Here is a 13,091-nt window from a genome sequence, read left to right as displayed (position 1 = left end):
TCACAAAATTACTATTTAAAATGAAACAATTTTTCGGTGCGTTTTTCGGTTCCATTGTGGGATTGCTAATAACAGGAGTTATTATGGCTTTAATTATCGGTGCATTTATTGCAGCCGGTTTAAAAGGAGCCTTATCGGGTATTGACGAAGAGAAAGTTATAACCGTTAAAGAAAACAGTGTTTTACATCTAAAATTAGAAGGGCCTATCAGCGAGCGCGGATTAGACAACCCTTTTGAAGAATTAGATTTAGGTCCGTTTATGCCGGAAGGAACTCTTGGCTTACGCGGTATTGTTAAAGCTATTGAAGCTGCTAAAACCGATGAAAAAATAAAAGGCATCTATTTAGATATAAAAGACCTTCAGGCAGGATTTGCTGCGACGCAAGAAATTCGTGATGCTATTTTGGATTTCAAAAAATCAGGCAAGTTTGTTTATTCTTATTCTGAGATATATTCTCAAAAAGCTTATTACTTAGCCAGCGCTGCCTCAAAATTATACATGAATCCGCAAGGCGGCATGGAATTAAAAGGTTTAAGTGTACAGTTGATGTTCTTCAAAAACATGTTAGAGAAAATGCAAGTGGAAGCGCAGATTTTCCGTCACGGTAAATTCAAAAGTGCCATTGAACCTTTCATGTTGGATAAAATGAGTGAAGCCAACCGCTTACAAACCGAAACGTATTTAAACAGCATGTGGGGTTCTATGCTACAAGGAATCAGTGAGCAAAGAGGAACAAGTATTGATAAATTGAACGAACTAGCCAATAATCTGAGCATTGCTTCTCCTGAAGATGCGTTGAATAATAAATTAGTGGATGGTTTATTGTATGAGGACGAAGTAATGAACTTATTAAAGAAAGATTTAAAATTAAAAGAAAAAGATAAAATTCAGTTTGCTGAAATCTCTAAATATGAAAAGAAAAACCGTGGCGGCAGCTTAAAAGGTAAATTAGGCAAGAAACCTAAGATGGCTTTGATTTACGCGGTAGGACAAATTCAAGGTGGCGAAGGAGATGATGAAACGATTGGAAGTGATCGTATTGCTAAAGCCATTCGTGATGCGCGTTTAGACACTACAATTAAAGCCATCGTAATGCGTGTGAATTCACCAGGTGGAAGCGCTTTAGCAAGTGATGTTATTTGGAGAGAAGTGGTGTTAGCGAAAAAAGTAAAGCCGGTTGTTGTATCAATGGGAGATGTTGCCGCAAGTGGTGGTTATTACATCAGTTGTGCAGCCGATAGAATTTTTGCGCAGCCAAATACTATTACTGGTTCCATTGGTGTATTTGGCATGTTGCCAAATGCTCAAAAAGCTTTTGCCGATAAATTAGGTATTAACATTGATACCGTAAATACGAATAAGCACAGTGATATCGGTACAATTTTCCGTCCGGTTAACCAACAAGAGTTTTTATACATTCAGAATAGCGTAGAAAAAGTGTACGAAACATTTATCGGACGTGTAGCGGAAGGAAGAAAAATAACCACTGCGCAAGTGGACAGTATTGGACAAGGTCGCGTTTGGAGTGGTACCGACGCTTTAAAAATAAATTTAGTGGATGAGTTAGGTGGAACTGATGATGCGATTGCTTACGCTGCTAAAATGGCTAAGATGAGTGATTATAAAATTGAGGAATTCCCTAAACGCAAAGATCCATTCAGTATGTTCTTAAACAAGGGAGAAGAAGGATTAGAAGAGCGCATTATACAAAAACAATTAGGTGAACAATACACCTACTTAAAATTCGTAAAACGTATTATGGAGTTTAAAGGTGTTCAAATGAGATTACCTTATGAAATGATTATAAACTAAATTGATATTGTCCCTCGGCAAGCTCGGGGAACAATAAATATTACTTAGAAAAGCGCGGAGAAATTCGCGCTTTTTTTATAGGATAATTTTGTACATTTAATATAAATTATACAACATGAATAAGCTGGTTTTACTACTCTAGTTGTTCCTTTCATTTAACGTTAAATCTCAGGAGATTTTAGAAAAACTTCAAGCAAACACGTGGTACGCTATAGGAGATATTTAAAGAGGAGAATCTTCGCAAATCTATTATACTAAACCCACTAATTACTCTGCTGATGTAAACTTTAGAAAGAACGGTGAATTAGAAATGCTAATTAAAGCAGCAGATGACATGAAATTTGTTTGTCTTTATGAAATAAATAAGGAAAAACTAAAAATGGTATATAGCGTTAATTTTCAAAGTGAGAACGCAAAGCGTGAAACAATGCTTTATTATAAAATAAAGGAATTACCGAATCAAAAAGGATATGAATTAATTCCGATAAATGAATCCGAGTACAATTAAATTTAATAAATTGTACATTCATAAAATCACTAGGGAATTTGCGTTCTTTTATTCACCAAGTAAACATTTTTGAATTTTGACTTATTAAACCCTCATCCCTGCCCTTCTCCCAAGGGAGAAGGAGTTGTAGTGTCGCTGCTTTACACCACCTAACTAGCTTTCCCCCTCTCCCTTGGGAGAGGGATTAAGGGTGAGGGTCAAACCGAATTCCTAATCTCAAGAATCCTTTCAGCGATAAAGTCAGCGTTAGAAAAAACCTGTTCGTTACTGAATCTAAGTACCTCTATTCCTAATTTTTTGATAGCCTTTTCACGCAATAAATCTCTTTCCTTTACCCAAGATATATCATGCACATCGCCGTCCAACTCAATTACAAGTTTTAATTCATGACAATAAAAATCGGCGATATAATTTGCTAAAGGCTGTTGTCTTCTGAATTTTAATCCTCCAATATTTCTGTTTCTTATAATTCTCCAAAGTAACTCTTCTGCTGTTGTCTGGTTTTTCCGCAGGTACCTAGCTCTAGCTTTTATAATATTGTTTGCCTTGTAATGATGCGTACTGTTTGTTTGCATTATTTGTGATTATTTTACCCTTATCCTTACCTTCTCCCAAGGGAGAAGGGATAATAAAGTCGCCGAACAAAATTACATAGCAATAAAATTAATCCTTGCTACAAAATATAGCTTTTCTAAAATTCATAATAAGGCAATTAACAAACTAACTGAGTAGAACTACTCGTCATCATAATCATTGATAACTTCAATATCGAGTTTACCAATGATTTTGAAATCGGTGCGACGGTTCTGAGCACGGCCTTCCGGATTATCAGAACCATCCGGTTTATCATTTGGTGCTACCGGTTTTGTTTCACCATAACCTTTTGCTTTCAATCGCTCAGCTTTTATACCTTTTGATACCAAATAATTCACCACGCTCTCTGCGCGTTTCTGCGAAAGTTTCATGTTATACAAATCATTCCCCTTACTATCAGTATGCGACATAATCTCCACTATAATTTGCGGATTGTCTTGCATTAAACGTAGTACCGTTGTATCCAACGCCATTTTAGATGCATCCAGAATATTGGCTTTATCAAACTCATACAACACATTCGGAATGCGAATTGGTTCCTTTGGCATAGGATCAAGTGGAATATCTTTTGCCAGTGTGGTTGATGTTGCAATAGCACGTGTACTAAAATCATAACTGTTGCTTAAGTAACCATCTTTTCTTACGAGAATCTGATAGTCACTCCCTGCCTCAATCTTTACATCATAATCGCCTTCCTTATTCGAGTTAATAGTTTTAATTAAAAAACGCTCACCGGTTAATTTATCTTTAGAATAAATTTCAATAATCGCGTCGCTTAAATTTTTATTAGTTCCATTCTCAACCGTGTAAATCACACCTTTGATATTAATATGAATGTACTGAGTGTATTTGTAAGAGTAAATATCATCACAACAAGTCTCATTCTTCAGTGCTACTCCACCCTTTCGGTTTGATACTAAAAATCCTTCTTCCCGATTTTTTGAAATGGTATAAAAGATATCATCCGCGCCCGAATTAATCGGCGCTCCTACATTCTCCGCACTCAACCATTTTTTTCCGTCGCCAATGGCTTTATAAACATCAAAACCTCCCAATCCCGGATGTCCTTGAGAGCTGAAGTATAAACTTCTGGTTTCATTATCAAAGTAAGGTGACATTTCATCTTTCTTTGTATTGACTTTTGGTCCGGCGTTTTTAGGAGCCTTATACATTTTCTTTTTTACATCATACGTAAAGTACCAAATATCCAATCCACCCTTTCCTTCCTTATTATTTGAAACGAAATATACAATCTCATTTTTCTTTACAGGATCAATGGAAACAGCAGGTTGTGTATTACTGAATTTTGGATTATTGATATTCTTTCCCAGTTTTAATGGCTCTGTCCATGTTCCATTTTCCAACTCCGAAACATAAATCGCGCAAATCATTTTACCTTGCCAGTTGGGTTTGCAACGCGTGAAATATATTTTTTTACCGTCGGGTGTGATGCTCGCGTTTCCTGTGTTGTACCCCTCTTCATTAAATGGGCCATCCCACTCACTCACAAATTTCCATTCATTATTCTCCTTTTTCGCGATATACATTTTACGAACCAGCGCGTTGTTTGTATCACCTTCATAGATGTATTCCTTTTTATCAGTACGTAAGGAGGAATAAATCATTATGTTTTCATCTAAACTTAACGGACTTGCTTCTACATGAACTTTATTGATATCACCTTCCAAATGGGTTACGATAATCTTTTTCTCTTTTGAAATAATATTTTTTGCAGAGTCGCAAAACTCTACCTCTTTAGCTGCTGATTTTTTTAAATCACGATCATCTCCTTTATATTCCTTTTTAAATTTTTGAAAATTCTCCTTTGCTTTATCATAATTACCGTTGGATTTTTGCATGTCGGCCAAATAGTATAATGACTCAGGATATTTTTTAGGCGCGCCTTTATAAACCGATTCATACATTTTTTCGGCACGCGCGTAATCTCGTGTCGCACGGTATGCCTCTGCCAACAGTAATTGTGTTTTGTAATCGCTTCTGTTTTTCCGATAAGCGAATTCTAAAAATGTAACCGCTGAATTTGCATCGTCTTGCAACATGGCGTTTACGCCTTGTTTGCGCAAATCTTTCGCTTCAATTTTTTTTAGCGCATTGGTGTCAATCTGTGCGTGTACAAACACAGAAAGAAATAATAAAATTATGCAATGCTTAATAACGGTCACAAGGAATTTGTTTTTTGATTAGGCGCGTGTTTTTGGAAGTATAAATTAATGCAAATTCAATAGCTCCGCGATAATCCGTTGCTGTATGTAAACTTGAAACATTAATATCATAACTAAATCCGAAAGTGTAATTCATATACTTGATTCCTGCAGTGGCAATAGCGGCATCAGAAATCCGTTTCAAACCATCACGCCACATAAAACCAACAAACACTGCATTATTAAAGAAGGGCGTTTTTTGCAAAACGTATTCAGCATTTAAACCGGTTACCCAATCACTGGCTTTTGTAGTAGCTCCTAACATAGAGTACAGGTTTAAAATTATTTTATCACTATGATGGTACTTCACATCGAAATTAAAAAGTTTACGCACCGTTAATCGATTGTTATTAGCGATAAATGTTTCTTTAGGTTTTGTAATATGAAACAAGGCAAAACCAATTCCGGTTTCTATTTTTCGGATTCTAACGGAGGCCAGCGCCCCGGCATTTAAATCAAAGTATGTTGTTCTTTGATCAACATTAGATTCGTAATTCGGTAGTGTATTATCGAACTGTCCTTTATTCCAATTTAACTGATTAGGAAAAGAATGCGCGTAGAAATCAATATTCTTCATCACAACTCCCGGCTGCACTCCAACATTTAAATTAAAACCGGCTATTTTTTTGTGCAATGCCCCGGAAAGAAAAATTTTATTGACTACTAAATTTCCCCCTGAGCGATCATTCAAAAAATATAATCCTGCAGAGGTTTGTTGATTCATTGGATAAAAGTTAGCATCACCACCTAACGATACGGTGCGATATGCTTTTTGAATTTCACGCCACTGACTTCTGTAATTAGCAGATATACGCCAGTCTCCCGAAAAATTACCGGTTTGTGCCGGATTCATGCTTAAAGGCGAAAAGTAATATTGAGAGAAATGAATATCCTGTGCCTTTAATACAGAAAGCGAAATAACACAAATAACAATATAGGCCTTAAATCTTAACATTTTTATGTCTCACTAATATACAAATTTATCGGTTTAAACAGCCAGAAATCATTAACATTTTACTATAATAATCCCGAACAGTGGGGGATTAAAGCTGCTTGATTTTTTGATAATTTGCCTGCGTTATTATGAGGAGTTTTTTCATATTCTTTTTAAGTTTTTTTCTGGGCTCTGTATCAGCACAAGAATTAAAAAACATTGAAGCAACTCGTATATCAAATCCACCTAAAATCGACGGTTTATTAAATGACAGTTGTTGGCTGAATGCGAAAATTGCCACGGATTTTATTCAGCGCGATTTACATCCCGGCCTTCCCTCCGAACAAAAAACAGAGGTTCGTTTAGTTTATGATGACGAGGCTATTTATATCAATGCCTTTTGTTACGAGGTTTCTTCAGATAGTGTTTTACATGAATTAAGCACACGTGATAACGAAGCCAACGCCGATTTGTTTGGCGTTTTTTTCGATACATATAACGACGATATTAACGCGTTTGGTTTTTTTGTAACAGCAGCCGGCACACAAATTGATGCGCGTTACAGTAGCGAAGGTCAAGATTTTGACTGGAATGCTGTATGGCTGAGTGCAGTGAACATTACCGCTACAGGATGGGCTATTGAAATGAAAATCCCCTACTCTGCTTTACGATTCAGCGCAAAGGAAGAACAAACCTGGGGATTTAATGCGTTAAGAAAAATTCGCCGTCTCAGAGAAATGTCGTTTTGGAGTCCGGTTTTACCAACCATCAATACTACAGTTGGTCAGTTTGGCGATCTAAAAGGTTTACGAAATATTAAACCGCCATTACGTTTATCTATCACGCCTTATGTTGCCGGAATTATAAACAACTACCCGTACAATCAACCCGGTATTGATAATACAACTTACAATGCAAGTGGTGGTTTGGATTTAAAATATGGGATTTCCGACGGTTTTACGCTTGACATGACTTTGGTACCGGATTTTAGTCAGGTACAATCAGATAACCAGGTATTAAATCTTTCGCCATTTGAGGTACAATTTCAGGAAAGAAGACCATTCTTTACTGAAGGAACAGAATTATTCAATAAAGGAGGTTTGTTTTACTCGAGACGTGTAGGTGGACAACCACTCCTATATTATGATGTTTACGGACAAACCAATGCGGATGAAAAAATAATTAAAAATCCGGGACAAGCTAATTTATACAATGCTACAAAATTATCAGGACGAACTTCTTCCAACTTAGGCATAGGTTTATTTAATGCCATTTCAGGAGATACTTATGCTACTGCTCAGGACACGCTTGGAAATACCAGAAAAATTTTATCATCTCCGTTGACGAATTACAATATTGTGGTGTTAGATCAGGCTTTAAAAAACAATTCTTTCGTAACACTTATTAATACGAACGTAACGCGCGATGGACATTTTTATGATGCGAATGTAACAGGTGCCGGTTTTGATTTCAATAACAAAACAAACACTTATGGCATTGGAGGTTTTGGCAAAATGAGTCAGCGCTTTTTTCCGGATAGTGCCAAACCATATAGAGGTTATAGCGCTAATTTCAATTTTGGAAAACGGGGTGGGAATTTTTTATGGTCAGCTTTTGGGAGTTTAAATACAGACACTTATAATCCGAATGATTTAGGAATTCAATTTATGAATAACAATGTAGATATGGGTATGGATATTGCCTATAACATTTACAAACCTTTCTGGAAATTGAATAATAGTTATAATGAATGGTCGGTTATTTACCAACGCATGTATAACCCTGACGTGTTCGCAAATTTCGGTATAAGTGGAAACCACGTAACCACATTCAGCAAACGTTTTTTAACGGTTGGGATTCGCTATGGTGCGGAGCCTATTATCACTTATGATTATTATGAACCGCGCGTTTTTGGAAGATTCTACACTTTCCCAACTAATTACAGAGGGGGTGGATTTATATCGAGTGATTACCGGAAAAAAGTAGCCATTGATATTTCTGTAAACCACAGGGTTTTTAATGAAAACAAAAGGCAGGAAACTGATTTATATATTGCGCCGCGATGGAGGGTAAATAATAAGTTGTCATTTATTTTTGAAAGTTACATTCAGGAAAAGTTAGACGACATCGGTTTTGTAAATTACGATTACGCGAGTGATTCCATTACATTTGGAAGACGTCATGTGCAAACCGTTAGTAATACATTATCCGGAGTATATAAATTCACAAATAAGATGTCGCTATCGATTCGTGGTCGCCATTACTGGTCGAAGGCCTACTATCATGGGTATTATCATTTAGAAAATAATGGCTATTTAAGCTCCTATTCTTATGGTGGCAATCATAATGTTAACTTTAACGCTTTCAATATTGATTTGGTTTTCTTTTGGCAATTTGCACCCGGCAGCGAATTAAACATAGTATGGAAAAATGCCGTTTTAAAGAGAGAAAACACGATTATTAACGATTACTATCTAAACATTGAAGGATCCATTAACTCTCCTCAAAACAACACCATTTCACTAAAGGTTCTCTATTACCTCGATTACGTAATGGTTAAAAAGGCGCTTAGCAAAAAGAGTAAAAGAAATTAATTTATTTTGCCCTGCTCCATAATAGGATTAAATTTGTTAAAGGGTGAACATAAAAAAACATACTGCCATTATTAAACAAGAATCCAAACGACTTGGTTTTGACTTTTGCGGTATCAGTAAAGCTACCTTTTTGGAAGAAGAAGCGCCACGATTAGAAAAATGGTTAAAAGAAAACCGCCACGGAAAAATGGATTACATGGCGAATCATTTTGATAAACGATTAGATCCACGCCTATTGGTAGATGGTGCAAAATCCGTTGTATCACTTTTATATAACTATTACCCAAGTCAACAACAAACGGAAGGCGCGCCAAAGCTATCCAAATACGCCTATGGTAACGATTATCATGAAGTGATAAAAAACAAGCTTAAAGAGCTTGTAAATTCACTACAAGAACAGATTGGCGAAATAAACGGTCGTGTTTTCACCGATTCAGCACCGGTAATGGATAAAGCCTGGGCAAGAAAAAGCGGATTAGGATGGATTGGCAAGAACAGCAACCTCATCAACAAGCAACAAGGTTCATTCTTTTTTATTGCTGAATTGATTATTGATTTGGAATTAGAATATGATGGTCCTATTGATGACTATTGCGGGACTTGTACTAAATGTATTGATGCATGTCCTACTGAAGCAATTATTTCGCCTTACGTTGTAGATGGCAGCAAATGTATTTCCTATCTTACCATAGAACTTAAAGAAAACATTCCGACTGAATTTAAAGGCAAAATGGATAACTGGGCCTTTGGTTGCGATGTGTGCCAAGATGTTTGTCCTTGGAACAGATTCAGCAAACCGCATAATGAGCCTTTGTTCAATAACACGAACGGTTTGCTATCCTACTCCACAAAAGAATGGAAAGAAATAACAGAAGAAGTTTTTGATAAACTATTCAGGAATTCTGCTGTCAAAAGAACGAAGTACTTCGGCCTTAAAAGAAACATTGATTTTATAAAAGCGGACTAAAACAAAAAACCCCGAATTGCTTCGGGGTTTTTTAATTTCATATTAGAAGTGCCACAAGTCGTGTTCCCATTTAAAGATGTCGTTTTTTACGCGATCTGACTCTAGAAGTAAATCGATACCGGCAGAGTATTCATTAAACTGACGATCGTAAACGTTTGTTTCTTTAAAAACATAACTAGAGAACTGACGTTTCCAGAAAATGTCTTCGAAAGTACGACGCTCAGAATCTGTTTTTGTATTAAATACTTCATGCTTTGCAAAGTAAGGACGGCATGCAGGGAAATAAACCCAAAATAATGCATTTAAACCACCTTTTTCTTCGTCACGCTTTAATACTTGAATACCTAAGATACGAACTTCTAAAACTGATTTCTGCTTATCGAAAAACCAATCTTCTTTCATACGCATTACATTCAAGTCTTTTAGAATAGAAGTTGAGTCACAACTCCATCTCGACGTAAAAATCTCTTCACCGTTTTCATCAAAGTTTGATTCCTTTACAGAGTCACAAACAACTAATTTGTTTTTAACTACTGATAATTCCATAGGAACAAGGAAATCTTCATCAGCGAAGGCAAGAATTTGACCCGTTTGAATATACTTAGATAAAACTCTGATTAACGACCATCTGCCATTGGTAGACGCATCATAAGTAATTGGATAATACAAAGGGTGATTGATCTTTTCTCTTAAATCAATCTCGCGCCAAACGCGCTTTTCCCAAGCCACATCTGCTTCACGAAGATGTGTGTAAGGAATAAAACGGCGATAATTCGCGTTTTCCTTATCATAGATACCATCTCTATAATCGCCCGGAGTAAATACGCCCGGTTGAGCATTTAGATTAGAGATCACCAGTAAAAAGGCAATGACTAATATGGATGTAGCTTTTTTCATATTTCTATTATTTAACTTTTAAGGACACAGTTGGCAAGGTACGGATAGTTCCATCCGGTGCTTTTACTTTAATGTTCTCAAAGAAAGCTTTACCTCCGGAGTTCAAACTCTGTAATACACCTTTTGCTTCAGCACTTAAGTTAGGACCATTACAAGGAAATTCCTTAATAATACCTTTTACGTTAGCTGAGAACAAGAAGCTTTGTACAGGGAATTTAACATCAAAGTCGAAGCCTGGAATTTCAGCACCCACACCACCGATCGCTGCTAATTCCATCTTTTTGAAATCCATGATACCCTGACATAATCTACCGCCCAATTTAGCTGATGGATCAGGAATTTTCTTCACACGGAATTTCTTAGGAGGGCCTTGTGCTTTAACGCCATCTTTAGTTTTAGCGGAAACGCTGATTTGACAAGTTCCCGGAGATGTTGCGCGAACAACAAACTTTCCACCTGAACCGCCAGTTTTTGTAGCTCCGCAACCAGTAATGCTAACATTTAAATCGGTAGGAGAAACACCAGCAGCTGAAACAACAATTGGATTATCTACACCAATATAAAGTACGTTCATCTTCTCAGGTTCAACCGCAACTGAAGGAGCAGCAACCATGTAAGTTGAAGAGAATGGATAAAAATCGTAAGTACCATCAGGTTTTTTAAACTTGATAACACCTTTGTAGGTTTGCTCACCTTGACCACCTGTCTGAACTTCATATTTACCTTGACCATCAACGATTGGTAATTTAGTTCCGCCTTGTCCGCCTGAAGCAGAGTCAGCACCAACTAATACTTCCATCATATCAGCAGTCATAGCGCTTGATGAAGCAGCTAAGAAAATATCAGCAGTATATGGTTGACCAGCTTGAATGTATGAAGAAGGAGCAATTACTTTTGCAGTTAAACGGTCGAACTTAATCGCTAATTTACCACTCGCACCACTGAATACCTGTAATAATTCAGCCTCGATGTTGTAAAGGTCAGCTTGCATTTTGTTCAAGTTTGTAACTACCGCAGCCATTGGTAAGTGATAGAAGTTTTCTACCGGCCAAGTTAATTTGATACCATCTTCCTCAGCACCACTGTCAACCGGCTTAATACTTCCTATTTTTTTCTTCAAACCCTGATAATCATCTTCAAGGATCTTAGTTTTCTTATCCTTTTGCATGTTATCAAGCATAGAGATTAACTTATTGTGTAAGCCATCCATTTTTGCTTGTAATTCTACAGCACTGTTTGGTTTATTTTCAGGAGAAGCCGCATCACTACCAATTAATAAATGAGTAGGAGCATCGTAGTCATCAATTTTACCTAAGTAACGTAATTTAGCAGTATCACCCTGGCCAATTTGCTCAGTAGTTTCAATAACTAAATTTCTAACACCGTCGATATACTTGATAACGTCCTTAATTGCTGATTGAGCTTCTTTAGCCTTATCGAAATAAGGCTTAGCAGCAGGGTTACCATTAATAGTGTGTTCAAACGATTCGTAAATACGCTTGTTATTCTCAGAAAGGTTTTTCTTACTCTTCTCCATACTCTCGTTCACCGTAATGTAACCTTTTAAGATTTGCTTGGATACGTTCATAGCAAGAAGTGCGGTAAGTACTAAGTACATCATACCAATCATCTTCTGCCTCGGGGTTTCTTTACCACCTGCCATTTTTTAATTTCTTTATATAAGATTAAACGTAAATTAATTTGAATAAAGATTAAATAACGCTAATGATGTAATCAAGTTACATCAATGCGAAATTTAGCCTTTGAAATTCATTGCATTTAACATATTGCCGTAAATAGTATTTAAGGCAGTTAAGTTATTTGACAAGCTAGACATTTCCTGACGATACTTACGAGTATCTTCAACTGAATCATGTAAGTTTTTCATTAAGTCAGCTAAGCCATCATAGAACTTGTTGGTAGCATCTAAATGATCTTTTGATCCTTGTAATTGTAATTCGTAAGTTGCATTTAATGCAGATAAATTCTTAGACACTTTATTCAATGATTCACCAATTGAATAACCGGCATCGTTTGAATTAGCTAAGTCAGACATTGACTGAGCAGCTTTTTGATATGTATCAGCTAATGTAGAAACATTTGATGAAGCTCTCTTTACGCTATCAACGTATTCGTTAGTAGCAACAGTTGCATTACTAATATCAGCAATTTTACTTGCGTTATCGCTTAATGAACGCATACCGTTTCCTAAACTTTCAATTAACTCAGGACCGATTTTTGCTTCTTCTAATAAATTATCTAATTGGTTTGCTACCGGAAGACCACTTCCTGCATGCTCCTCTTCACCATGTCCACCCATACCTGATAACTCAGGGTAAGCTAAAGACCAATCATATTCCTCATGTGGGATATCTGACGCGAATAATAAGAATAAGAACGCCTCTGTACCAAGACCTACGATAAGCATCGCAGACGCACCCGGCCAGTGCATGATTTTAAATAAAGCACCTAAGATTACAACGGATGCTCCAATACATGATGAAAGGTGTAAGAACCTTTTGAAACCTGTTACTTTCGGTAATTTGTGACTCATAGCTCTG

General features: G+C 36.6%; 10 protein-coding genes. 4 read left to right on the top strand and 6 right to left on the bottom strand.

Translation table 11 applies throughout. The features are described 5' to 3' along the window. Positions 1-20 precede the first annotated feature (20 nt). Together sppA and J0L69_07050 are read left to right on the top strand one after the other, a co-directional pair. Entirely contained in the window at positions 21-1,814 is a 1,794-nt protein-coding gene (sppA, locus tag J0L69_07055; GenBank protein ID MBN8692938.1) for a signal peptide peptidase SppA, read from the top strand. A 310-nt stretch (positions 1,815-2,124) separates the two neighbouring features. Beyond that, on the top strand, positions 2,125-2,322 hold the full coding sequence (locus tag J0L69_07050) for a hypothetical protein (protein ID MBN8692937.1): 198 nt from the start codon (positions 2,125-2,127) through the stop codon (positions 2,320-2,322). Between the two features lie 197 nt (positions 2,323-2,519). Here the strand turns inward: J0L69_07050 and J0L69_07045 are convergent, their stop codons facing one another. From J0L69_07045 to J0L69_07035, 3 genes are all read right to left on the bottom strand, one after another. Further along, entirely contained in the window at positions 2,520-2,897 is a 378-nt protein-coding gene (locus J0L69_07045; GenBank protein ID MBN8692936.1) for an endonuclease domain-containing protein, read from the bottom strand. 159 nt (positions 2,898-3,056) lie between these two features. Then, complete coding sequence (locus J0L69_07040; GenBank protein MBN8692935.1) at positions 3,057-5,057, bottom strand: OmpA family protein; 2,001 nt, start codon at positions 5,055-5,057, stop codon at positions 3,057-3,059. Between the two features lie 28 nt (positions 5,058-5,085). After that, on the bottom strand, positions 5,086-6,093 hold the full coding sequence (locus J0L69_07035; GenBank protein MBN8692934.1) for a PorP/SprF family type IX secretion system membrane protein: 1,008 nt from the start codon (positions 6,091-6,093) through the stop codon (positions 5,086-5,088). A gap of 128 nt (positions 6,094-6,221) precedes the next feature. On the opposite strand from J0L69_07035, the gene J0L69_07030 reads away from it, so the two are divergent. Next, complete coding sequence (locus tag J0L69_07030; protein MBN8692933.1) at positions 6,222-8,666, top strand: carbohydrate binding family 9 domain-containing protein; 2,445 nt, start codon at positions 6,222-6,224, stop codon at positions 8,664-8,666. 43 nt (positions 8,667-8,709) lie between these two features. Further along, positions 8,710-9,633, top strand: coding sequence for a tRNA epoxyqueuosine(34) reductase QueG (queG, locus tag J0L69_07025; GenBank protein ID MBN8692932.1), 924 nt, complete (start codon positions 8,710-8,712; stop codon positions 9,631-9,633). Positions 9,634-9,675: 42 nt separating this feature from the next. Here queG and gldN read toward each other — a convergent pair whose 3' ends face one another. The 3 genes from gldN to gldL all read right to left on the bottom strand — a co-directional run bounded on the left by gldN (position 9,676) and on the right by gldL (position 13,084). After that, positions 9,676-10,530, bottom strand: a complete 855-nt coding sequence (gene gldN, locus J0L69_07020; protein MBN8692931.1) for a gliding motility protein GldN — start codon at positions 10,528-10,530, stop codon at positions 9,676-9,678. A gap of 7 nt (positions 10,531-10,537) precedes the next feature. Then, a complete protein-coding gene (gldM, locus tag J0L69_07015) occupies positions 10,538-12,193 on the bottom strand; it encodes a gliding motility protein GldM (GenBank protein ID MBN8692930.1) in 1,656 nt (551 codons plus the stop codon). Positions 12,194-12,286: 93 nt separating this feature from the next. After that, positions 12,287-13,084, bottom strand: a complete 798-nt coding sequence (gene gldL, locus J0L69_07010; protein ID MBN8692929.1) for a gliding motility protein GldL — start codon at positions 13,082-13,084, stop codon at positions 12,287-12,289. Between the last annotated feature and the right edge of the window lie 7 nt (positions 13,085-13,091).

Source organism: Bacteroidota bacterium (assembly GCA_017303905.1).
Classification (GTDB): Bacteria; Bacteroidota; Bacteroidia; order B-17B0; family Aurantibacillaceae; genus JAHEYG01.
This window is presented reverse-complemented; position numbering and strand designations above follow the sequence as displayed.